General features: G+C 64.8%; 21 protein-coding genes and 2 pseudogenes. 12 read left to right on the top strand and 11 right to left on the bottom strand.

Annotated elements, in window-relative coordinates; all coding sequences use genetic code 11:
• Nucleotides 1–146: 146 nt before the first annotated feature.
• From ID132_RS15070 to ID132_RS01660, 5 genes and pseudogenes are all read right to left on the bottom strand, one after another.
• Nucleotides 147–377: a DUF6226 family protein gene (locus ID132_RS15070; RefSeq protein ID WP_193127704.1), complete on the bottom strand. Its 231-nt coding sequence runs from the start codon at nucleotides 375–377 to the stop codon at nucleotides 147–149.
• Nucleotides 378–379: 2 nt separating this feature from the next.
• Nucleotides 380–757: pseudogene (locus ID132_RS15065) on the bottom strand (DUF6226 family protein); the annotation flags it as partial.
• Nucleotides 758–1,001: 244 nt separating this feature from the next.
• Nucleotides 1,002–3,481, bottom strand: a pseudogene (locus ID132_RS01670) (ATP-dependent Clp protease ATP-binding subunit).
• Nucleotides 3,482–3,603: 122 nt separating this feature from the next.
• Entirely contained in the window at nucleotides 3,604–4,704 is a 1,101-nt protein-coding gene (locus tag ID132_RS01665) for a hypothetical protein (RefSeq protein WP_193127702.1), read from the bottom strand.
• 184 nt (nucleotides 4,705–4,888) lie between these two features.
• On the bottom strand, nucleotides 4,889–5,161 hold the full coding sequence (locus ID132_RS01660) for a hypothetical protein (RefSeq protein ID WP_235988216.1): 273 nt from the start codon (nucleotides 5,159–5,161) through the stop codon (nucleotides 4,889–4,891).
• 145 nt (nucleotides 5,162–5,306) lie between these two features.
• Between ID132_RS01660 and ID132_RS01655 the strand changes: the two genes are divergently transcribed.
• Together ID132_RS01655 and ID132_RS01650 are read left to right on the top strand one after the other, a co-directional pair.
• Nucleotides 5,307–6,212: an SDR family oxidoreductase gene (locus ID132_RS01655; RefSeq protein ID WP_193127701.1), complete on the top strand. Its 906-nt coding sequence runs from the start codon at nucleotides 5,307–5,309 to the stop codon at nucleotides 6,210–6,212.
• Nucleotides 6,213–6,304: 92 nt separating this feature from the next.
• Complete coding sequence (locus ID132_RS01650) at nucleotides 6,305–6,925, top strand: FHA domain-containing protein (RefSeq protein WP_193127700.1); 621 nt, start codon at nucleotides 6,305–6,307, stop codon at nucleotides 6,923–6,925.
• Between the two features lie 52 nt (nucleotides 6,926–6,977).
• On the opposite strand, the gene lysS is transcribed toward ID132_RS01650, so the two are convergent.
• Both lysS and panC read right to left on the bottom strand, forming a co-directional pair.
• Nucleotides 6,978–8,480, bottom strand: coding sequence for a lysine--tRNA ligase (gene lysS, locus ID132_RS01645; protein ID WP_193127699.1), 1,503 nt, complete (start codon nucleotides 8,478–8,480; stop codon nucleotides 6,978–6,980).
• 51 nt (nucleotides 8,481–8,531) lie between these two features.
• Nucleotides 8,532–9,380 (bottom strand): pantoate--beta-alanine ligase, encoded by an 849-nt coding sequence (gene panC / locus ID132_RS01640; protein ID WP_193127698.1) that lies wholly within the window; start codon nucleotides 9,378–9,380, stop codon nucleotides 8,532–8,534.
• A gap of 377 nt (nucleotides 9,381–9,757) precedes the next feature.
• Here panC and ID132_RS01635 point away from each other — a divergent pair, with 377 nt between their 5' ends.
• Nucleotides 9,758–10,468 (top strand): hypothetical protein, encoded by a 711-nt coding sequence (locus ID132_RS01635; RefSeq protein WP_193127697.1) that lies wholly within the window; start codon nucleotides 9,758–9,760, stop codon nucleotides 10,466–10,468.
• A gap of 32 nt (nucleotides 10,469–10,500) precedes the next feature.
• On the opposite strand, the gene ID132_RS01630 is transcribed toward ID132_RS01635, so the two are convergent.
• A complete protein-coding gene (locus tag ID132_RS01630; RefSeq protein WP_193127696.1) occupies nucleotides 10,501–11,082 on the bottom strand; it encodes a YdcF family protein in 582 nt (193 codons plus the stop codon).
• 1 nt (nucleotide 11,083) lies between these two features.
• Nucleotides 11,084–11,827, bottom strand: coding sequence for a DUF2520 domain-containing protein (locus ID132_RS01625; RefSeq protein ID WP_193127695.1), 744 nt, complete (start codon nucleotides 11,825–11,827; stop codon nucleotides 11,084–11,086).
• Nucleotides 11,828–11,901: 74 nt separating this feature from the next.
• Between ID132_RS01625 and ID132_RS01620 the strand changes: the two genes are divergently transcribed.
• A complete protein-coding gene (locus ID132_RS01620) occupies nucleotides 11,902–12,642 on the top strand; it encodes a DUF3800 domain-containing protein (RefSeq protein ID WP_193127694.1) in 741 nt (246 codons plus the stop codon).
• A 240-nt stretch (nucleotides 12,643–12,882) separates the two neighbouring features.
• Here ID132_RS01620 and ID132_RS01615 read toward each other — a convergent pair whose 3' ends face one another.
• Entirely contained in the window at nucleotides 12,883–13,422 is a 540-nt protein-coding gene (locus ID132_RS01615; RefSeq protein ID WP_193127693.1) for a DUF3558 family protein, read from the bottom strand.
• Between the two features lie 602 nt (nucleotides 13,423–14,024).
• Entirely contained in the window at nucleotides 14,025–14,843 is an 819-nt protein-coding gene (locus ID132_RS01605; protein ID WP_193127691.1) for a universal stress protein, read from the bottom strand.
• A gap of 306 nt (nucleotides 14,844–15,149) precedes the next feature.
• On the opposite strand from ID132_RS01605, the gene galE reads away from it, so the two are divergent.
• From galE to ID132_RS01565, 8 genes are all read left to right on the top strand, one after another.
• Nucleotides 15,150–16,145: a UDP-glucose 4-epimerase GalE gene (galE, locus tag ID132_RS01600; protein WP_193127690.1), complete on the top strand. Its 996-nt coding sequence runs from the start codon at nucleotides 15,150–15,152 to the stop codon at nucleotides 16,143–16,145.
• 8 nt (nucleotides 16,146–16,153) lie between these two features.
• Complete coding sequence (locus tag ID132_RS14580; RefSeq protein ID WP_193127689.1) at nucleotides 16,154–17,218, top strand: glycosyltransferase; 1,065 nt, start codon at nucleotides 16,154–16,156, stop codon at nucleotides 17,216–17,218.
• 16 nt (nucleotides 17,219–17,234) lie between these two features.
• Nucleotides 17,235–17,897 carry a glycosyltransferase family 4 protein gene (locus ID132_RS01590; protein WP_193127688.1) on the top strand — a complete coding sequence of 221 codons (663 nt, stop codon included), beginning with the start codon at nucleotides 17,235–17,237 and terminating at the stop codon, nucleotides 17,895–17,897.
• 81 nt (nucleotides 17,898–17,978) lie between these two features.
• Complete coding sequence (locus ID132_RS01585; protein WP_193127687.1) at nucleotides 17,979–18,971, top strand: ABC transporter permease; 993 nt, start codon at nucleotides 17,979–17,981, stop codon at nucleotides 18,969–18,971.
• Nucleotides 18,955–19,893: an ABC transporter ATP-binding protein gene (locus ID132_RS01580; protein WP_193127686.1), complete on the top strand. Its 939-nt coding sequence runs from the start codon at nucleotides 18,955–18,957 to the stop codon at nucleotides 19,891–19,893. Before ID132_RS01585 ends, ID132_RS01580 begins: the two co-directional genes overlap by 17 nt.
• A gap of 31 nt (nucleotides 19,894–19,924) precedes the next feature.
• On the top strand, nucleotides 19,925–21,070 hold the full coding sequence (wecB, locus tag ID132_RS01575) for a non-hydrolyzing UDP-N-acetylglucosamine 2-epimerase (protein WP_193127685.1): 1,146 nt from the start codon (nucleotides 19,925–19,927) through the stop codon (nucleotides 21,068–21,070).
• Between the two features lie 68 nt (nucleotides 21,071–21,138).
• The gene (locus ID132_RS01570; protein WP_193127684.1) at nucleotides 21,139–22,218 is read left to right on the top strand and encodes a hypothetical protein; all 1,080 of its coding nucleotides are present in this window, start codon (nucleotides 21,139–21,141) and stop codon (nucleotides 22,216–22,218) included.
• A gap of 161 nt (nucleotides 22,219–22,379) precedes the next feature.
• The coding region (locus ID132_RS01565) for a hypothetical protein (protein WP_193127683.1) at nucleotides 22,380–23,486 on the top strand (1,107 nt) is incomplete at its 3' end.

The raw sequence follows: 23,486 nt of genomic DNA, 5'->3' as shown, positions 1-23,486 counted from the left end.
CAGACCCGCGCTACACCCTCAATCGTGAAGAGCCACCAAACTGCTGGCGCACCTCGGCGCCCGTCGTAGGCTGCGCGCCTCGCGCAGCCTACGACGGGCACGCCAGCGAGCCGGGGCGCGTCACCGCCCCGGTCTCCCCCGCACGCTTACCCCAGCACGGGCGTGGGAATGCGTGCTCGCACCTTCGGCCAGGCCGCCCAGCCGATCGGCAGGCGAAATAGGATGCGCTTGGCCGCGTCGACGCGGTCGCTCGGCCAGTCGTCGGCGCGCGAGCGACCCGACTCCTTGCCGTCGCGAAAGCTGAAGGCGTAGCCGATCCACGGGTGGGCGGCCTTGTCGATGCCCTCCCAGTAGTGCCCGGCCGCAACCGCGAGCACTTGCNCTCGAGCTCGTCGGCCTCGCGCATCCAGTCGGCGCCGGGCGCGTCGTGCGCCGGGAAGGGGAAGTCGTGCAGCACGCCGGCGTGCAGGCAGACGCCGCCGGCGGTGTAGACGAGGGTGAGCGGCGCGCACTTCTCGTTGTGGGGCCGGATGCGCACGGCCCGTTCGATTTCGGAGTCGGGGTGGAACAGCAGGTCGTCGGCGACGGTGAGGCCGGTGGTGACCTCGACTTCGTAGGCGGTCCGAAGGTGCGCGACGAGCGCGTCGGCGACGACGTGCAGCGGCGCACCCGGATGCGCGGATTTGCTCGGCGAGGCGGAGGCGGGACTCCGGTAGCCGGTGCCTGAGGATTGTCCGTCGAATTCGAGGAACGCCATGGTGCCGATCGGCGGACGCACGTAGCGACTCATGCCCCGATCCTCCACCCGATCAGCGCTTTCTGCAACGCGGCGTCCAGGTTTCACCCCGCGCAGCGCCGCTCGGCGGGCCGGACGCCACCCCCGCGCCGCGCATCCCGCGCAGCCCGTGCCGCCCATCCAGCCGCCCACGCGCATCCGCGCCGGAAACAGCAGCGGGCCCGGCCACCCATCGGGGTGGCCGGGCCTGTATGCCTAGCGAGTACTACTCGTCGGTGCTCGTCGTGACACCGGCTTCGGCGTTGCTGGCGGCCGTTTCACCGGCCGACACGCCAACCACCTCGCGCTCGGGGCGCTTGATGTCGAAGTCGAACTTGCCTTCGCCGAAGTCGACTTTGACGTGGTCGCCACCGCGCAGCTCGCCGCGCAGGATGAGCTCGGACAGCTGGTCTTCGACCTCCTGCTGCATCGCGCGACGCAGCGGGCGGGCGCCGAGCGCCGGGTCGTAGCCCACCTTGATGAGCTGCTCCTTGGCGGGGGCCGTGAGCTCGACGGTCATGTCCTGATCGAGCATGCGGTCGGCCAGACGCTTCGTGAACAGGTCGACGATCTCGAGGAGTTCCTTCGGCGAGAGCTGCGGGAACACGATCGTGTCGTCGACNGTTGAGGAACTCGGGCTTGAAGTGCTTCTTGAGCTCCTCGTTGACCTTGCCCTTCATGCGCTCGTACGACGTGGTCGTGTCGCCCTCGATCTGGAAGCCGACGGGCCCACCCGTGATGTCCTTCGTGCCGAGGTTCGTGGTCATGATGATCACGGTGTTCTTGAAGTCGACCACGCGGCCCTGGCCGTCGGTGAGACGACCCTCTTCAAGAATCTGCAGCAGCGAGTTGAAGATGTCGNCGAACAGCACCACCGAGAACGGCTTGCGGCGCACCTTCTCGGTGAGCTGGCCGCCCTCTTCGAAGCCGACGAATCCGGGAGGGGCACCGAACAGTCGCGAGACCGTGTGCTTCTCGCCGAACTCCGACATGTCGAGGGTGATCAGCGCCGACTCGTCGTCGAACAGGAANCGCCTTCGCGAGCTCGGTCTTACCAACACCGGTCGGGCCGGCGAAGATGAACGAGCCCGAGGGGCGGTTCGGGTCCTTGAGGCCGGCGCGGGTGCGGCGGATCGTGCGCGAGAGCGCCTTGACCGCGTCTTCCTGACCGATGACGCGCTGGTGCAGCGCCTCTTCCATGAAGACGAGGCGAGCGGTCTCTTCCTCGGTGAGCTTGTAGACCGGAATGCCGGTGNCCTGCGCGAGCACCTCGGCGATCAGGCCCGCGTCAACGGTGCCGGTCGCCTTGACCTCGCCAGCCTTCCACTGCTTCTCGAGACGCAGGCGCTCGCCGAGCAGCTGCTTCTCGTCGTCGCGCAGCGAGGCGGCCTTCTCGAAGTCCTGAACATCGATCGCCTCCTCCTTGTCGGCGCGCACCTTGGCGATCTTCTCGTCAAGTTCGCGCAGCTCGGGCGGCGACGACAGCACCGACAGGCGCAGGCGTGCGCCCGCTTCGNGTCGATGGCCTTGTCGGGCAGCTGACGGTCGCTCACGTAGCGGTCGGAGAGCTGCACCGCAGCGACGATCGCTTCGTCGGTGATGGTGACCTTGTGGAACGCCTCGTACTTGTCGCGGAGCCCCTTGAGAATGTTAATCGTGTGCTGCGCCGACGGCTCGTCGACGATCACCGACTGGAAGCGGCGCTCAAGCGCGGCGTCCTTCTCAAAGTGCTTCTTGTACTCGTCGAGCGTCGTCGCACCAATGGTCTGCATNGCGCGCGAGCATCGGCTTGAGGATGTTCGCGGCGTCGATCGCGCCCTCGGCCGAGCCAGCACCCACGAGGGTGTGGATCTCGTCGATGAACACGATGATGTCGCCGCGGTTTTTGATCTCCTTGGTGACCTTCTTGAGGCGTTCCTCAAAGTCACCGCGGTAGCGCGAGCCGGCGATGAGCGAGCCGAGGTCAAGCGCGTACACCTGCTTGTCCTTCAGCGTCTCGGGCACCTCGTTGTTCACGATGGCCTGCGCGAGGCCCTCGACCACGGCGGTCTTACCGACGCCGGGTTCACCGATCAGCACGGGGTTGTTCTTCGTGCGGCGCGACAGAATCTGCATCACGCGCTCGATTTCCTTCTCGCGGCCGATGACCGGGTCGAGCTTGCTGTCGCGGGCCATCTGCGTGAGGTTCTCGCCAAACTGGTCGAGCACCGCAGAACCCTGCGGGTTGTTCGACGACCTGGCGCCCTCGGGGCCGGCCGCGACCGGCTCCTTGCCCTGGTAGCCGGCGAGCAGCTGAATGACCTGCTGGCGCACCGAGTTGAGGTCGGCGCCAAGCTTCACGAGCACCTGCGCCGCAACACCCTCACCCTCGCGGATGAGGCCAAGCAGGATNTCGGTGCCGATGTAGTTGTGGCCAAGCTGCAGCGCTTCGCGCAGCGAGAGCTCGAGCACCTTCTTTGCCCGCGGGGTAAAGGGAATGTGGCTGCCGGGCTTCTGCTGCCCCTTGCCAATGATGTCCTGTACCTGCTCGCGAACGGCCTCGAGTGAAATACCGAGTGACTCCAGGGCCTTGGCTGCGACCCCGTCGCCCTCGTGGATCAGCCCAAGCAGTAGNTCGGTGCCGATGTAGTTGTGGTTGAGCAGCTTCGCCTCTTCCTGGGCGAGCACGATCACGCGCCGAGCGCGGTCGGTAAAGCGTTCAAACATCAGGCGTCTCCTTCGGGCTGGTTGCTGTGCCAATTCGGGTACAGCCGTGCCAGTTGCTACGAGACTAAACGGGGGTTCCTGACTTTCGCGCCCCTGTTCGCCGTCGGCGTGCACTCACTCAGCTACGGGCTAGGTACGACCTCGGGCGAGCATTTCGCGCTCGAATTCTTCATCGCGTGCTGCCAGATTTCGCCGAGTGCGGCCGACGATTCGGGCCACGTCGAGTCGCCAGTGAACGCACAGTCCGACACCGTGAAGTCGAGCTTGAAGTTGCCGCCATCGCTGAGCGGGTTGCCGAGCACCTCTACCTGATAGTTGACGTGGTCGGCAAGGTCTTGCATGAGCGGCCCAAGCTGCTCCCAGATCGCGCTCTGCTGGAACGCCGCATCCGCTTCCCCGGCCGAGAGGTCGTCGGTCTCGCTGTCGAACGAGACAACCTCGATCTGCAGCGGCACGTCGTTGTCGGGGTAGAACGACACCTCTGCGCTCGCGAGGTCGTCGACCGGCATGAACGTCGACGCGACCGTCGAGAGGTAGCCGTACTCGGTGACGCTCGGGAACTTCGCGTCGTGAAACTCGCCTTTGAAGTGCGCGCTCGGCACGACCAAATCCCACTGGCCCGAGTCGGCGCCGGGGTCGGTCACGGCGCGCAGCTGCGCGACAATCGAGTCGGCGGTGTCGGCATCCGCGTCGTCGGGCAGCTCGATCGCGACGTAGCGCGGGTCGGGCGTCGGAGCCGTGGTCGAGTCACTCTGCAGGTTCGTGATGCGTTCGGTGTAGCCGCGCATCTCGACCGACTCGATACCGTCGAGCTGCAGGTGCATCCAATAGCTGAGCTGCGCGGTGAGCGCATCGCCTTCGAGGTTGTCGAAGTACTCGAAGCTCGATTCGCCGCGCTTCAGCATCGGCTGGGCTGCGGTGAGGCCAGCATCTGACGTAATGGTCGTGAAGTTCGCGGCCTCGGCGCCGACCGTCGACAGCTCGTCGTCCGTGATGTCGTCGGTGAGCGTCACATCGAGACCGTAGATGTCGGTCTGCTGGCCCGTGATGCCGAGCGTGGCCGATTCAACGCCGGGCAGCTCGCGCAGCTCATTAACGTAGGTGCCGAGCGGGTTGTTGTTCTGCAGCGTGCCGGGTTGCTCCGCGGCGGCGCAGCCCGTGAGGTTCGTCAGCGTGAGGGCCGACCCGAGTGCTGCGGCGAGACCGATGAGGAACCTGCGCATGCGCGTCCCTCCTCCGGCAGCCAGTCACGTGAAATCTCGCGAACACGGTGACGTCCGCGAGACCTCAGCAGCGTACGACCGCCACCAGAGTGTCTCCTGGTGTTTCGCCGAACGTCCCCTCACCGTGGCTGCCGTCGCGTGCTCTCGCGCGGCGGGATGCGCGGCTCGAGCCGCGCGGGGATGCCTAGCTTTCGGCGCGGCGGGCTCGCTCGGCCTCGAAGCGTTCGCGTTCCTCGACCTCGATGCTCTTGCGCTCCTGGCGCACCTTGCGGTCGGCGTTGAGGGCTGCGTAGATGATGAGCCCGAACATGGCGCCAATGACGATCGTCGGAATCACCGACCAAATCGCGTTCCACCACCAAGCTGCATCCATGATGCACCAATGATACCGCTCTTCAACGCCGCCGCACACGACGCGGATGCGGCGGCGGACTTCGACCGAGGCGGCGAGGTGCACGCGTCTCGCAGCTGACGCTGATGCATCCAGACACTTGTGCGCAGGCTGCGAATCCGCGGAGCATTTGAGCCGCATTCCGAGGTGCGGTTGATCGGGTGACAAGTGCGAGCGCACTCCGGCGCCGTCTAGATGAGAGGGGTACCCCTTGGCTGCGAAACAGACCGACCAGCTCACATTCCAGGACCCAGTAACTCGCTATGAGTCAATCAGCCCGCCGGTGCAAGATCAGCCTGAGCCGGGGCTCGACCAAGACCTCACGCCACAGGCCGACCGCGGCGAACACTCCTACCGCGGCACGGGTCGCCTCACTGGCCGCAAGGCACTCATCACCGGCGCAGATTCGGGAATCGGCGCAGCCGTGGCGATTGCGTTCGCGCGCGAGGGTGCCGACGTCGCTCTCTCATACCTCCCAGAAGAGGAAGTCGATGCGCTCGAAATAAAGGAATTCATCGAGTCCAGTGGCCGCCGCGGAGTCTTGATTCCTGGTGACCTCACCGACCGAGAGTTCTGCACCACCGTGGTCGAGCGGGCAAGGGCGGAGCTTGGGGGGCTCGATATTCTCGTCAACAACGCCGGTCGGCAGATCGCCGTCGAAGAGATCGGCGACCTCACCGACGAGCAGTGGACCACCACATTTGAGACGAACATCCACGCGATCTACCGCGTGTGCAAGGCAGCGGTCCCTTACCTGCAACCGGGCTCAACGATCATCAATACGACCTCGATCCAGGCGTACAAGCCGTCGCCGACGCTGCTCGACTATGCGGCGACGAAGGCGGCGATCAACAACTTTTCAAAGGGCCTTTCGCAGCAACTCGCGCCGAAGGGGATCCGTGTCAATGCCGTCGCGCCAGGACCGGTGTGGACAGTGCTCCAAGTTTCCGACGGCCAGCCGAAAGAAAAACTCCCGGAGTTCGGTAAGAACACCCCCCTCGGGCGAGCCGGCCAACCCACCGAGGTTGCCCCGGCATTCGTCTTCCTCGCGTCGCCCGAGTCCAGCTTCGTCATCGGCGAGACGTTGAACGTAAATGGCGGCCAGCCCTCGCCTTAACCATGCGGTGCATGAGGCCAAGCACCCCTTCCCTATTCAGATACTGGACCCAGTCAACCTGACTCCCACGAGAGTGATCCGAGGTGGTTTCGATGCAGAACTCTGACCGACACGTGAACCGCGAGCGACACCCCGATTTTGCGGATAACCAATTCACGCATCCACCGCATCCGGCACCGCCTGAAGATGCTGAAGGCGGCAACGGCACCCACAGCTCATACGGCGCGGGGCACCCGCACCTCGTCATGACGGGCGTTGAGGGTGGCGGGGCCGAGTTCCCCCTCACCGGTGAAGTGACGACGATCGGTTCCGCGCCGGACAACGACATTGAGTTGCCGGGCCTGTTGCCTCACCACGCGCGAATCACGCACACCGAAACCGACGAGTACGTACTCGACTCGATCGGCGAAACGACCACTCCGTCGGCGGGTGAGGCTTCCCCCACCGATGACGCCCCCAAAGGGGCGCGCTTGCGTCACGGCTCGGGTTTCAAGATCCGCGAGCTGGGGTTCGTGTTCCAGCGCGCGGAGTACGCCGACCACGGCCGCCCGTTCGGCGGCCGAGGTGGCGGCGAGGGAGAGGAACAGCCACAGCAGGCGCCGCCGCCCGACTATCGTCCGGCGCACGAAGCCGCGAGAGCCGCCGAGCGGTCGACCCACGATGGGGCACCACCTGTGGTTGACGAGGAGCGGTCGCCGCGCGAGCACCACTAGGCGCACGCTGTTCGTGCGAAAGGGCAACCGCACGAACCGTCTGGTCAGACGCCTACTTCACGAGGGGGAACAGCACCGTCTCGCGAATGCCGAGGCCGGTCAGCGCCATGAGCAGGCGGTCGATGCCCATGCCCATGCCACCGGCCGGCGGCATCGCGTACTCGAGCGCGGCGAGGAAGTCCTCGTCCAAGCGCATCGCCTCGTCGTCGCCGCGCGCGGCCTCGCGCGCTTGCTCGACGAAGCGCTCGCGCTGGTCGACGGGGTCGATGAGCTCCGAGTACCCGGTGGCGAGTTCGAAGCCGCGCACGTAGAGGTCCCACTTCTCAACAACGCCCGGCTTCGAGCGGTGCGCGGCGGTCAGCGGCGAGGTCTCGACGGGGAAGTCCATGACGAACGTCGGCCGCTCGAGGTCGCCCTTCACGAAGTGCTCCCAGAGCTCCTCGACGAGCTTGCCGTGATTCGGCAGCTTCACCTCGACGCCCTCGCGCTCGGCGAGCGCGACGAGCTCGTCTACGGCGGTGTCGGGGGTGACGGTCACGCCCGACTTCTCGCTGAGCGACTCGTACATCGACACGCGCGGCCACTCGCCGCCGAGGTCGAACTTGGTGCCGTCGGCCCAGGTGACGACGGCCGAGCCGTCGTCCGACACGGCCTTCGCCGCGTTCTGAATGAGCTCCTGCGTCACGTCGGCGATCGCGTTGTAGTCGCCGAACGACATGTACGCCTCGAGCATTGCGAACTCGGGTGAGTGCGTCGAGTCGGCGCCCTCGTTGCGGAAGTTGCGGTTGATCTCGAACACTCGCTCGAGCCCGCCGACGAGCGCGCGCTTGAGGTAGAGCTCGGGGGCGATGCGCAGGAACAGGTCGGTGTCGAACGCGTTCGAGTGCGTCACGAACGGGCGGGCCGCGGCGCCGCCGTGCATGACCTGCAGCATCGGCGTCTCGACCTCGAGGAACTTGTGGTGCGCGAAGGTCGAGCGCAGCGACGCGTTGACCGCGGCGCGCGTCTCGACCATGTGGCGGGCGGCGGGGCGGGTGATGAGGTCGAGGTAGCGCTGGCGCACGCGGGTTTCCTCGTTGAGCTCGCGGTGCAGCGTCGGCAGCGGCCGCAACGACTTCGACGCCATCCGCCACTCGGTCGCCATGATCGACAGTTCGCCGCGGCGCGAGGTGATGACCTCCCCGCGCACAAACACGAGGTCGCCGAGGTCGACGAACTCCTTCCACTGCGCGAGCGCTTCTTCGCCCACTTCGGCGAGCGAGAGCATCGCCTGAATCTTCGCGCCGGCGCCCGACTGCACCGCCGCGAAGGCGAGCTTGCCGGTGTTGCGAATGTGCATGACGCGTCCGACGACGCCGGCGATGACCCCGGTGCGCACATCGGCCTCGAGGCCCTGGTTGTTCGCGACGATGTTGTCGATCGTGTCTGAGATCGGCAGTTCGAGCGGGTAGGGCGTGAGCCCCTCCTCGATCATGCGGGCGCGCTTGTCGAGGCGAACCTGCGTCTGCTCCGAAAATTCCTCTGCGGTGAGTTCGTGCTCCTGGCTGTCGGCCATGCGTGCTCCTTGCTGATCGGGCGGGGCGGATGCGGTGGATGCGTCGGGTGGTCAGCCGACGCGGAAAGAACGGTTGTCGATGAGTCGGGTGGGCCCGACCCGCGCGGCGGTGAGTGCGAGCACCTCGCCGCGGTAGTCGTCGGCCACCGGCGCGAAGGTGTCGGGGTCAACGAGCTCTAGGTAGTCCATGCTAGTCAGCGGTTCGTCGGCATACACGGCGAGGCCGGCCTGCTTCGCGGCGGCGGGGCCGGCGGATGCAGCAGCTTCGGCCGCGCGCAACGCTCGCGAGAGCGTGAGGGCGCGCTGGCGGTCGTCGCCTTCGAGGAATGCGTTGCGGCTCGAGAGGGCGAGGCCGTCGGGCTCACGAACGATCGGCTGGCCCACGATCTCGAGGGGGAAGTGCAGTTCGCGCACCATGCGCCGCACGAGCGCGAGCTGCTGCGCATCCTTCTCACCGAAGACGGCGAGGTCGGGGGCCGCGAGCGTCAACAGCTTCGCGACGACCGTGAGCACGCCGTCGAAATGGCCGGGGCGCGTGACGCCCTCAAGGATCGTGCCGGCCTCCCCTGCCGAGACGGTCGTCGTGGCGGGCCAGTTCGGGTACATCTCTTCAACCGTCGGGTGGAAGACGTACTGCACGCCCGCGGCCTCGAGCTTCGCGAGGTCGTCGGCGAAGGGGCGCGGGTAGCGGTCGAGGTCCTCGGTTGGGCCGAACTGCAGCGGGTTGACGAAGATCGAGACGATCACGGTGTCGGCGTGCTGCTGCGCGAGGTTGACGAGCGCGAGGTGCCCGTCGTGCAGGGCGCCCATGGTCGGCACGAGCGCGACGCGGCCAAGATCGGGGCTGCCGACGCCGTGCCGCAGTGCGCGAAGCCCTGCGAGGTCGAGGATTTCTGTCACCAGACGAGTCTAGAGCCGTCGGCGGCGCCGCCTCGCGCCCTGTGGCCCACCGATGGCCCGCGAATCGATCCCGAACGTGGCCGGAGGTGCGATCGCGCTCAGGTTCTCGGACGAACTCCGAGATTTTGCCNCGGGCTCAGCCCGTTCAAACCGGCATTTTCTCGGAGTTAGTCCAAGTTTTTGCCGGGACCCATGCGTCATGGAGCGCCCGGCCACAGTATTTGGGCTCACACGCGCCACCGAGCACTCAGGCTGGCGACAACCATCAGAGCACACACCTGCGACATCTTGACGCGAATGGACGGCATCAGATGCGGCCCCGCCTGTTGCATTTTCATGATTGGCTGAGCCCTGATCCCACTGTCAAAGGAGTCCGGGTGCCCGCCGCACCGACCGCACGCTGCTTCCGATCGAAACTCGGCGCCCTCGCCGCAGGCCTGAGCCTCGCGCTCCTCGCTGGTTGCGCCGCCGGTCCGACTCAAGACCCCCAGGTTTCACCGACGACGACCCTCATCAGGGAGGAGACACCTGCGCCCTCCTCCGAAGCGACCAACACGCCCACCGATGAGTCCGTAGTCGAGACAGAGGCGGCCGAGCCGCTCGTGTTTCCGACGTGCGAACAGCTGAACCCGATGCTCACATCGCTGCATGACGGGGCTCGGCAGAACACGAACATGGAAGCCGTGATTACCGAGGTGGATCTCGACCACTTCCACGAAATCGCTGGCCCTACCGCGGCGACGGCCATGGCGGCGGTGACGCAGGTCCGAGGTTGCTGGTACCCGATTTATCCCGACGGCCACCAGCCGTCCGAATGGATCGCCGAGCTCAGCAAGGCGGACCAGCAGCCATTGATCGACGCACTCAGCTCGGACCCGTCGATCACGGACGTCTCCAGCGCTGGAGCAACGGCGTTCACCTATGACGTCAATCGCGAAGAATTGCGCGAGACGATCATGGTGACGTACATCTTCATTGGCAACGCCTGGATCATCGATTACAACGGCGTCGAGCACGCCACTGTCACGCCCGACGTGATTAATCGTCTGACCCAACCACTGAAAGACCTCAACCCCAGCTTGGCCTAACCCAACCGGCCACGACCAAGCGCCACAAGCAATCAGCAGGGGTCGGCGACAGCCGCCTTCATCCAGGCGCCGGTCTCGTAGGCGAAGCGCTCGAGCACGCGGCCGGGCTGCCACGGCCGGGTGATGCCGATGAACGACGCTTCGACGTTCGGCGCGCACCGCTCGAAATACCAGCGCGCGCGGCTCACGTGGGTGCGATACGTCACGACCATGACCTCGTCCCACCCGTGCTCCGCCGCGAGCGCCGACACGTACTGCGCTTCCCCGCGCGTATCGAAGGGCTCGGGTGTGAAGCAGTACTGCGTCACCTCGACGCCGTCGCTGAGGTCGAGCGTGTCGCCGAAGTCGTGCTCGCGGCACGTCCACGGCACCCGCGACGGCGCCACCAACGGATCCGGCGACGACACCACGAGCACGTCGGCATAGCCGCGATCCACGAGTTCGAGCGCGTGCCCGAGTCGCTCGTTCGGCACGCCGAGCACGACGAGCGCGTCGACCGCGTGCGCCTCGGTCCTCACTGGCAAAAAATAAACGGTCCCGAAGCCCATCACCATCGCGGCGAGCGTCGCCCCGGCCTGCCACCACAGCCGCCGCAGCCACGCATCGGCCGCCACGCTACTGCCCCGCGGCGTCGTCGAGGTCGTCGGGGATGATCAGGTCTTGCGCCTGGGCAAGCGCGTTGTCTGCGGCCGAGCGCACGAGGCTCGAGAGCACGAAGCCGGGCTGCTCGACGCCAATCTCGCTGAGAATGCCCGTCGACTGCTGCACGATCGACCTCGTGAACGACGTCGCGGTCTCGATCGCCTCTGCGTAGCGGCCGCGATGCTCCTCGGCGATCACGACCGGCTCGGCGCCAAGCTCGACGACGAGGGCCTGCGCGATCGGCAGCACCGGCCGCGGTGCGGTCACCGCGCACCAACCTTCCTTCAACCGAGCAAGGTCGAGCGAGGTACCGGTCACGTCGATCGCCGGGTGAATCGCGAGCGGAATCACGCCCCGATCGAGCGCCTTGCCAAGCGGCGCGGTGCCGAACTCGGCGCACGTGTGCACGACAAGCTGCCCGGGCACCCAGGCGCCAAGCTCGGTGAGCTCGCGGATGCGGGCCTCGAGTCGGTCGGCGGGCTCGGCCAGAATCACGAGCTCAGAGCGCTCGATGACCTGCGCCTCGGTGAGTCGCCCGGCGCCGGGCAGCATCGCGGCGACCCGCTCGGCCGGCGACCCGTCGCTCACGGCAACGCCAATCAGCGCGTGCCCGGCGCCCGCGAGCCCAGCCGCAAACACCGGCCCGAACGGGGCGTCACCAACGAGCCCAACACCGAGCCGGCCATCGCGCTGCTGCGCGGAATCGAAAGAGGTCATGCGTGCTTTCCCGAGGCGTCACGAACGCCGCCAATCCTACCGACAATGCTTGCCAGGTCCGATAGAGTTCCGATGTGTCCGAACGCAGCGAATACATCGTGTACGTCGACGAAAGCGGCGACCACTCACTCGTCGACATCAATGATCAATATCCGGTGTTTGTACTTGCGTTCTGCATATTCAAGATCACTGACTACGTCACCGATGTCGTGCCAAAGATCGAACAACTCAAGTTTGACTTTTTCGGCCACGATATGGTGGTGCTCCACGAACGCGAGCTTCGCAAGGCGCAACCGCCATTCGACATCCTGCGCGACGAGACCACTCGGAACAGTTTTCACCAACGGCTCAGCCAAATCATGGCTACCTCAAAATACGCAGTCGTCGCGGTGGCGATCAGAAAGAACGAATTCAAGCGGCGCATCGGTACGAACGCCAACCCCTACAGTGTCGCCCTTGAGTTCGGACTAGAGCGCGTCTTCATGCATCTGCAGGGACTCGGGCAATCGCGGAGGCGGACTCACCTGGTGTTCGAGAGCCGGGGCCACGCAGAGGACAAGGACCTAGAATCCGAATTTCAAAGAATTCTCACCACGACGAAGATGCGCGGCATGCCAGATGCCTTCGCCTTCAAATGCGCAAACAAGCAAGCAAATAGTACCGGCCTACAGTTCTCCGACATGATCGCGAGACCAATAGGACTCAAAGTACTTCGACCGAATCAATCGAACCGCGCCTGGTCAACCATCGAAACTAAGATGCGCAAGTCCACGCACGGCAACATCGAGGGATTCGGATTCAAGGTGTACCCATAATGAAGCTGAGGGCCTCAGGTAATCCCGAGACCCTCCGCCGATCGAGTATGCCCGATCCATTTCAATAATTATGCATCACGGCGCCGATGCGAGTCAACAGCAGCATCCCGCGTCGCAACNACTCCACCGACGCGAACGGCGCTGGCAAGCACAAGAGAGACCTCCTACCGAGCGTCGCCGACTTGCGCCGTCGCCGAGTAATCGGTGGACGGCGCTCGTCGTTCGTGCGAGCGGCGGCCCCTACGACCGCCCGTAGTGCTCGAGCACGTCGCGCATCGCGAGTTCGAGGGCGTCGTGCGCGTCGATGTCGAGCTCCGCGCCGAGGTAGTTCACCGAGAGCGTGACGTCGTCGAAGTAGGCGACGTAGCGGCCCGAGTTGCCGGCGATCGACCACACGTTGACGTCGACGCCGTCGATCGTCACGATCTCGTCGTTCTCTGACGGCGTCTCGGGTTCGGTCACCCAGAGAACGAGCGAGGGCGTCGTGTAGTCGTTGATGCCGCTCCAGTCGCAGCCCGGCGCGTCGGCCGCCGTCAGCTCGACTGGCTCGAGCTCAGCGAGCCCGAGCGCCTCGAGCGTCTCGTCGCTCAAGGCCGTGCAGGCGTCGACCTCGTCGGCGGCGAGCGGACGCTCGGCGTCGGTGACGTCTTCACCGTTGACCGTGTGCGTCACCTCCTGCACCGAGCAGCCGCTGAGCAGCAACGCGGCGCCGGCGAACGCGGCTATCCCCGCGAGGCGAAAGCGGCGGGGAGAGCGGAACGAGAACGGTCGAGGCTCCATGCCCTCATCCTCGCCCGGCCCGCATGCGGCCGCATCACTCCCGGGAATGAACTCGCCGCGCATCCCCGAGCAAGGGCGATGCCGCAACGCGACTCCTCCCACCCACCCTCGCTACACTCCCGACCATGCCGAAGTCCAAGCAGCTGCTCACCCTCGCCGCCACCCTCACCATCGCCGCCCTCGCGGTAACCGGATGCGCGCAGGCGAGCGATNACTCCACCGACGCGAACGGCGACGCCCAGAACAACGGCGACTTCACGGTCAATGTCACGGTCGACTACACCGACGGCGAGGTCACGCTCGCAGAGGGCGACGTGCTCGAGGTCAACTTCGGCACCATCAACACGAGCATCGGCGACGAATGGGGCATCACAGCCCAGCCCGACTCCGACATCGTCGTAAACACGGTACGCCCCGGCGACCCCAACGCCACCGCCGTCGCGCCCGGCAGCGACACCGAGTTCTCCCTCTACTTCGAGGCGGTCGGCACGGGCGAGACGTCAGTCACCTTCCAGTACAGCTACCGTGGCACCGCCACCACTCCGGCAGAGGGCCCGGGCTCCACGACGCTCACTATCAAGGTCGAGTAAACCCGCCGCGAGCTACCGCACAATCACGGTCGGCAGCGTCACATCCTGCAGCAACTCGTGGCTTACCGAGCCGAGCAGCAGGCGACGGAACGCGCCGCGGCCGTGCGTGCCAACCACGAGTAGCCGCGCCTTCTCGGCCGCCTTCGTCAGCACATCCACCGGGTGCCCCTCCATCACCACGCGCTGAATCTCGAGGTTCGGGTACTGCGCCTCGATCGGCTCGAGTGCGCGGTCAAGCTCCTCCGAGCTTGCGCGCTCGGTCGCCTTGGCGAAGTCCTCGCCGTACGCGTACTCGTAGCCGAGCCCGGCCGAGAGCTGCCAGCTGATCACCGCAATGAGCGGCACCTCGCGCGAGTTCGCCACCGAGGCCGCAAACTCGAGTGCGAGCCGCGACGGCTCCGAGCCATCGGTGCCGACGACAACACCACGACGGTTGCCGAGGTCGATCTCGGGCACAGCGACCACGGGCGCCTTGCTCGCGGCGGCAATGCGCACAACCCCGGGGCTGCGCGAGCGCCTGCCGTGCGAGTCGCGTCCGATCACGACCAGATCGGCGTCTGCCGAGACCTCTTCGAACCCCTCGGGCAGACTCTTCGCGTGGTGCACCTCTGTGCGCAGCTCGGCGTTGGGGGCGATCGCCCGCGCCGCCGCGGCATGCTCGGCGAGCAGCTCCTTCGCCCGGGGCTCGAGCTCGCCGCCGGCACCGCCCGCCGCGATCACGCTGAAGATCAGCAGCGTGCCACCCTCGCGCGCCACCTCGGTGGCGGCCCAGGCAACGGCGCTCGTATCAGCGCTCGAGCCATTGATTCCTACGACGATTCGACTAGCCATGATTTCCTCCTCGATGAGGCGTGATGGGTCTGTACATCTCGCGAGGTGCCCCGTGGTCTCGGGGTACTTCAACGCTATGCCTGCTCGGGTGAAAATTCACGCCACGGCCCGGCGCGGTTACCCCGGGCGACCAGTGGAACCTGGGAGCTGCAAGAGGGCTACTGGATGCGCGCGGGCGGCGGCGCTGTAGCCGTCGCCCGCGCGTGCCTCCCGCACCCCTTCTTTGACGCGGCTCGCCCTGACGAGCGAACCTCGTCACCACTTTCCGATACGTTTCCATGAGGATCGAAAGGCGGGGGCAAGTACATGACGGTTCTGGTTGCAGGCGGCTGCGGATACATCGGCAGTCACGTCACCCGACTTCTGCTCGAAGCGGGCCACAATGTCGCTCTGGTCGACGATCTTTCCTCTGGTGACGTGTGCCGTCACCCCCAGGCACCGCTCCTACAGACCAACGTAGCCAACCCCGACAACGCGGGAGCGATCGCCGACTTCGCCAAGCAGCACGACGTCGATTCGATCATTCACTTCGCGGCGAAGAAGAAGGCACCGGAGTCGATCGAGCGACCGGCCTGGTACTACTCCCAAAACGTCGGCGGCCTCGCCACCATCATTGAGGCAGCCGAGCTCGCGGGCATCACGAAGCTCATCTTCTCCTCCTCCGCTGCCGTCTACGGCGACGTCACGGTGAATCCAGTGCCGGAAGACCTCGCGTGCGAGCCGATCAATCCTTACGGCGAGACCAAACTCGTCGGCGAGCAGCTCGTGCGTGCCGCACAGAAGGCGGGCGTCCTCCGCGGCATCTCACTTCGCTACTTCAATGTCGCCGGCAACCTCGCACCCGAGCTTGCCGAACGCGAGGCCCTCAACCTCATTCCGATGGCTATCGAGAAGGTCCAGGCCGGGCAGGCGCCAATTATTTTCGGCAACGACTATCCAACCGCCGACGGCACGTGCGTGCGTGACTTCATCCACGTCGCAGACCTTGCCGCAGCGCACATCGCCGCGCTCGAAGCTCTCGCCGAGGGCCTCAACACCCACGACGTCTACAACGTCGGCACCGGCACCGGCTACTCCGTGTCCGAGGTCATGACCGAAGTCAACGCGCTCGCCGACACCCCGCTCAGCCCAATCATCCAAGGCCGCCGCGCCGGCGACCCAGCCGAGGTCGTCGGCGACGTCACGCGCATCCAGTCCGACCTTGACTGGCAGGCAACCCGCACCCTTCCAGACATGATTCGCTCAACCTGGGATGCGTGGCTCCAGTTCTCCGCTGAGGCTCGGACCACCGACACTCACTAACTCCGCACATGCCCGTGAATTTTCCTCGCAATTTCCGTATTGCCGCCACGGCGGTCACGAGCCACCTGCTCGCCGACCCGGCGCGGTTCGCGCTGCTCGCCTCGCAGCGGTTCCCGACGGCATTCGCGAAGCCGGCGGCCGCGCTGCTCGGCCGCTTCGGCCCGCTCGGCGAGGCCTACGCCGACTGGATGCGCGGGCACCGCGATGACGCAATGGCGAAGCTCGAGAGCGCCCCCGCGAACGGCGGGATGCAGCAGCAGCTAGCGTCGAATCTCGCGATCGCGGCCGACCGCCCCGACCTCGCCGCCGCGCCCGAGGAGCGCCGCGCCGGCGCCGGCCAAGCCGTGCTCGATGCACGCGCGAAGTGGCAGCTCGGAGATCTCAGTGGGGCGACCAGCGCACTGCGCGGCGCCAAGCACCGCGGCGCCCGCGACTACCTCCGCGTACTCGAGGGTGAGCGCGAGCTGCTGCAGTCCGGATACCGACTGCCGAGCGCAGCCGAGCAGGTCAGCACGCCGCGGCCCGCCACCGCCCCTCGCGCACTCCACCTCCTCACGAACTCGCTCCCCCACACACAGTCGGGCTACACGCTCCGCTCGCACTCGATCCTCAAGTCGCAGCGCGACGCCGACATCGCGGTGACCGCTGCGACCCGCATCGGCTACCCCGTCACGGTCGGCAAGCTCGCGGCCCTCGACCTCGACAAGGTCGACGGCATCGACTATCACCGTGTGCTGCCGGCGCGACTCGGCGCATCCATGCCCGAACGCCTCGACAAGCAGGTGCGCGAGCTCGACGGGCTGGTCGAGGAGTTCCGTCCGACGGTCATCCACACGACGACGAACTACACGAACGCGCTCGTCGCGCAGGCGCTCGCCGCGCGCCACGGCCTGCCGTGGACGTACGAGGTGCGCGGGATGCTCGAGAAGACCTGGGCGACCTCGCGGGCGACCGAGAATGCGCGGGCAGCGGCCGCCGCGAGCGAACGGTTCCAGCTCATGCACGCCCGAGAGACTGAGTTGGCGCGAGCCGCCGACCACGTCTTCACGATCTCTTCGACGANTGCGCGATGAGCTCGTCGAGCGCGGCGTGCCCGGCGAGAAGATCAGCCTGATTCCGAACTCGATCGATGCGGCGCTGCTCGACCGCGCCTCCACGCCAGCCGACGTGCGCGCCGAGCTCGGGCTCGGCCGTGGGGGCTTCTGGGTCGGCGCGGTGTCGTCACTCGTCGACTACGAGGGCCACGACCTCATCCTCGAGGCCGTCGCGATCCTGCGCCGCCAGGGTATCGATGCCCGCGCCCTCATCGCCGGCGACGGAGCCGCTCGCCCCGAGCTACTGCAGCAGGCGAGCGAGCTCGGCGACGCCGCGCACCTGCCGGGCCGTGTGCCGCCCGACCTTGCGAAGCGCTACGTCGAGGCACTCGACGTCGTCGTAGTCGCTCGCCGTGACCTCGAGGTGACGAGGTCGGTCACTCCTCTGAAACCCATCGAGGCAATGGCGCTCGGGCGGCCGGTGGTCGTGAGCGACCTCCCGCCCCTGCGCGAACTCGTCGGCAACGACGAACGTGGCTTCATCGTCGCGCCCGATTCGGCGCCGGCCGTGTCTGAGGCACTGACTATGCTTGCAAGTGACGACTCTCGCAGAGCCAGCTTGGCCGCTGCGGGCAAGCAGTTCGCTGCCTCACTTACCTGGGACACGGTCGCTGCCGAGTATCGCCGTGTGTACGACGAGCTGAGGGCCGCCGATTAACTACGGTGTTCTGAAAAGGTGAGACAATCAGCCCCTGCAGTCCCCCAGGTGCGAAATTATCCCCGATCGAATTGAGTGTGAGTGAGCAGAGGACGCCGCGCAGCGAAGCGGGACAATGGATCGATTCCACTGGATGGTCCGCCCGCGCACGTTTCGCGCCCCCTCACTCGCCCCGAGCGCAAGGTTCGCGACCGCCTCAATCGCTCGGCCTTCGCTTTCGATGTTGAGGCGGCATACGGCGACCTCACCCATCTGACACGCGTAAGCGTTCGCCCGCCGCTGGGTGAATACATCCGCGGCATCTGGGAGCGCCGCCACTTCGTGTGGCGTGAGGCCCGCAGCCGCGTCGCAACAAGCAACACGAAAGAGCGCCTCGGCAACGCCTGGCTCATCATCCGCCCGGTACTGGACGCCATCTTTTATTGGCTGATCTTCGGCGTGCTGCTGCAGATGAGTCGCGGAATGGAGAACTACGTCGCATTCGTCATCGTCGGCATCTTCATGTTCCAGTACACAAGCTCGGCGTTCACGACGGGGTCCTCGGCGATCCGCTCGTCACGGTCTCTCATCAGGGCCTTCAACTTCCCGAGAGCATCGATCCTTGTCTCGATGCTGTTGCGTGACATGTTGCAGCGGTTCCCTGCGATGTTGGTCATGTTCGTCATGATCATGGCGATCCCACCACACGCGATGCCAAGGATCACCTGGCTGTTGTTCCCCGTCATCTTCGTGCTGCACGAGCTCTTCAATTTTGGCATCTACCTGCTCATGGCGAGATTCGGCTCGGCCCTGCCTGACCTTTCGCAGGCGATGTCGTTCCTGTCGCGCATCCTCATGTACGGTTCCGCCGTGATCTTCCCGATCGATCGCTTTATCAACCACCCGACGATCCTGACGATCGTCGAGGCGAACCCCATTTACCAGTTCCTGATGGCCTACCGCACGACGATGATCGATGGGGTCGTGCCGACACCTGAGATCTGGCTCATGCTCATCATCTGGGCCGTCGCGACCCCCGTGATCGGGTTCGTGCTGTTCTGGTTCGCGGAGGAGTCGTATGCCCGAGAGCAGTGAGACCGAACACAACCTCGTCCTCGACGGGCCGCTGCCCAAGGATTCCCCGAGCATTACGGTGCTCGCCGACGACGTGCACATGACCTACGACGTCATGGCCGACAAACGCGCCCGCAAGGGTCGCAAGGCCATCGGTGGCCGCCAGAAGATGCGTTTCCGCGCGCTACGCGGTGTCTCGCTCGCCGCGCGTGAGGGCGAGTTCATCGGACTCGTCGGCCGAAATGGCTCCGGCAAGAGCACGCTCCTGCGCGTGCTCGCGGGTCTCGAGCCGCCCACAAAGGGCACCGTCGTTACCTCTGCAAAGCCACAGCTGCTCGGCGTCAGCGCGGCGCTCATGCCGGATCTTTCGGGCGAAGAGAACATCCGGCTCGGTCTCCTCGCGATGGGCCTCTCCCCGAGCGACGTTGTCGATCGCCGCAACCGCATCGCCGACCTCTCGGGCCTCGGCGACGCCCTCCGCATGCCGATGCGCACCTACTCCTCGGGCATGGGCGCCCGTCTGCGCTTCGCGATCTCCGTGGCCGCCGACCCCGACATCCTCATGATCGACGAGGCCCTCTCGACCGGTGACGCCTCCTTCATGGAACGCTCGCGCCGCGCGATGGAGCGCATGATCGATACCGCCGGCACAGTATTCCTGGTCAGCCACGCCGCCCAGACCATCGAAGAGCTCTGTACCCGCGCGATTTGGATCGACCAAGGCGAGATCATTGCCGATGGCCCCGCGGTCGACATCGCCCGCGCCTACCGCTGGTACGCCCACAACCTCGCGCTCGATAAGGTCGATAAGGCGGCTGGGCTGCTCAACGATGCCCGCCAATCGCTCGAGGACCGCCGCAAGGCGATTCGTGCGGATGCCCGCCTATTCCGTCGCAAGAGCTACGCCGAGGCCACAGGCCAGATTCAAGTCGTCAAGGATTAAGCGCCCGCTGCACCGCTCGGAAGGAGCACTCATGTCTGCCCCGAAGATCATGACTGTCTACGGCACCCGCCCTGAGGCGATTAAGGTCGCCCCACTCATCAAGGCACTCGAAACCCACGAGCGGATGCAGTCGATCGCGGTTTCCACTGGCCAACACCGCGAGATGCTCGACCAAGTGAATGAGATGTTCGGCATCAGGCCGAAGATCGACCTGAGCATCATGCGCCCAGGCCAGACGCTGAACGGCATCGTGTCGCGCGTGATCGGCGAGTTGGATGCGGTGCTCGACTCGGTCGCGCCCGACGCGGTGGTTGTCCACGGCGACACCTCAACTGCCATGGCCGCTGCGATTGCATCGTTCAACCGGGAGATCCCGGTAATCCACCTCGAGGCTGGCCTGCGCACCGCGAACCTCTTCTCCCCATTCCCGGAAGAGGCGAATCGACGACTCATCAGCCGCGTCTCGTCCCTGAACCTTGCCCCGACGTCGACGGCGAAGGAGAACCTCCTGCGCGAGGGCGTGCCGGCCGAGAGCATCGTCGTCACCGGCAACACCGTGATCGACGCACTGTTCGAGGCTTCAGGCTGGAACACGACGTTCGCGGATGCGCGTCTGCAAGAGATCGCTGAGTCGGGCCAGCGGATGGTGCTCGTCACGACGCACCGCCGCGAGAACATCGGCACCATGTCGGCGATCGGCCGCGCACTCCGCACCCTCGCCGAGCGCTACCCCGAGACCGCGTTCGTGCTACCCGCGCACCTCAACCCGAAGGTCCGCGCCGCGGTGTTCCCGCAGATCGAGGGCCTCACCAACGTCGTGGTCACCGATCCGCTCCCCTACAACGAGTTCACCAAGCTCATGTCTGTCGCGGCCATCGTGCTCACCGACTCGGGTGGGGTGCAGGAGGAGGCCCCGGGCCTCGGCAAGCCGGTGCTCGTAATGCGCGAGAACACAGAACGTCCGGAGGCCCTCGAGGCGGGCACGGTTCGCCTCGTCGGTACCGATGAGGAGCGCATCGTGAGCGAGACCTCGCGCCTCCTCGACGACAAAGCTGCGTACGCGGAAATGGCGAACGCCGTGAATCCTTACGGTGACGGCTTCGCGGCCGCGCGCAGCGTTGCGGCCATTGCGCAGCTCACCCGAGTAGGGCAGCGTCAGGAAGACTTCGTTTCCTAGTCCGCCGGTCACTATCCGGAACCCTGCCTCTAGCCGAGACGTCTGTCCAGAATACGAGGTCAAACCCCATGACTTTAAACACAGATTGTCTGCCAGTATGGGACGCGACGCCCACCGTTGCCGATGTACTCCTCGTAGTGCACCTCGAAACACCTTCGCAGGCGGACCGTACATTCTCGCGCGAGATTGCCAAGTCAATGCATTCGATTCTCGAGGCTGAGGTGCCAAAACGTGTGCAAGTCTTGATTATCGTCACGTCCGAGGCCATATGGTCAACAGAACTCGATTCCCTATGTCAGTCGGGCGCCAGAAGCTGGAACCAACGTGTATGGACCGAACAAGTCGGAGGTCAGCCTTCGGATCTCATGCAATCGAGAATCAGCCAACTGGATCTTAGTTCGTACCGCCGCGTAGTAGTTACGCCCGCATCAGCGGGGGACGAAGTGGGGGCAGGCTTTCTGACTCAACTTCACCAAATCGCGATGCAAGCTCACCGATTCAAACCAACAAGTAGCCCAGTAAAAATCACCATACCCCACCAACTCGTCGCCGAGCGGACTCCAGGCAGCCACTTCATTGAGCTTGTATCGTTTGATCCTGCTGCGAGCGACCAGTGGATCTACGTCTTTGACGAACCACTGAACGTGGAGGAGATCAGCAAAGTCTGTTTGAGTTCAGCCGCGTCTGTCGGGAAGAATGAACTTCTCCTACCCGACGCGCACATAACCATCCCGTCGACTCCTCGCCGCACCCTTGCTCTACTTCGGAGTTCACCACTACCGAATACCGGCGAGCAAGTTGTACGTGTGGCGTCTCACGCGAACGCGTTGGACCGTTGGGAAGACGGCGTCCAAGATTTATTCCTCTCAGAGACGCCCGTGGCCTTCTACCCTGTTGGTGCCAAGTTCGCGATTTTTGCACACCGAGTCGGCGATGAACTGCACGTAGACTCGAATTTGGCCGAAGCTTTCGGTAAATCGTGCGAAATTTGCTACTACGTCTACCAAGGTGGCCGCCGCATAGACCATCGATGGTATTCCCCCGAGACAAAAGCTGACTTCAAGAATCTCCCCGCTAGAGTCATCGTCCGCGCCTTCGTGAGACAGGGCGGGGACGTCATTGCCCAAGTCGATAGCGGAATGAGCTGATGCGCCGATTCCAACCACTTCCCGATGTGTCCTCCATACAGGAGCCCGCATTCCGCAGCAGTCCGACTCGATGGGCTTCAACCGAAGAGTTCCTCTCCGCAAGCCCGCACCTTGACGGGATCCATGTAATCGGGAGGAGCCCGGGCCAGCAAATTGAGTTGATGCTCGGCGGAGACCCCTACTCTTCAGGCGACGCGCCAACGATCGTCATTTTTTCAGGCGCCGTCGTCAAGAGGGCGGAAAAAATCCCACCATTCTTCTCTGGTAGCGGCATCGCTGCCGAGGTTGGCCATCCATTTGTGGCAGTCGCTGACTCGTCATTGGAACTGTCACAATCTATTGGACTCGCTTGGTATTCCGGAAATTCCATGTTCGACCAGGGCGACACATTACGTCAGGTTCTGACACCCCTCGCCCAGCAAAAAGGCAAGAACCTTTGGCTAGTCGGGGGCTCCGCGGGTGGATTTGCCGCTCTCAATCTCGCCCACTTGCTACCCAACGGTCCTTCTTTGCTCACTTGGAACCCTCAAACAGACTTCCTCCAGTACGTTCGCGAATCTGTTGTCGAATATGCAACCACAGCCTTTCCCGTCACTCGCCGCGAACTCGCTGGTGACGACTATAAGCAAGTCCTTAGGTCCGTATTCAGTTACTTTGGGCGACGCCATACTGTCCTCGACGATTTACCCGACCAAGGACCCGGCCGACTTGTCTACCTGCAAAACCCGACCGATTGGCATCTAGCCAGTCATTGCGTTCCATACATGAAGTCGCACGGCTATACACAGTCGGGCCCAGGACTATGGCGACGGGACGACGACAAGGTGGTGTGGATCGCCAATTTTGCACAAGGCCACACCCCACCTGAAAGATCGTTGCTTGTCGAATTCTTGAAAAGATTCACCAGCACCACCGCGGGCCTCCTCCCCCTTATTGAGGAGTTCGATCAAGTTTCACTCATCGGCGACGACCCTTCGCTTCGCCCAATTGACTTGTCATCCGCGAGCGACATTGTGGAGCGGTTGATCTCATTTGATTTCGAGAACGGAATCATAAATGTCAAGTCCGAGCGCCTACCCGACGGATTCGGCGGCTTGCGATGGCGCGTTGTAATAGATCAGGATGGGCAAGCGACTACCAGCTCTTTCCTCTTCCGAAAATGGAGCCACTGGAAAATCCCTTTGGACCCACGAAACAGTCCAGGTATCCTACTTGAGATTCAAGTTGTTGATGGGTTTGACAACATTGTCGCCAGATACGACATAACC

Source organism: Gulosibacter sediminis (genome assembly GCF_014904065.1).
Classification (GTDB): domain Bacteria; phylum Actinomycetota; class Actinomycetes; order Actinomycetales; family Microbacteriaceae; genus Gulosibacter; species Gulosibacter sediminis.
Note: the sequence above shows the minus strand (reverse complement) of the source record. Positions and strands in the feature narration are given on the sequence as shown.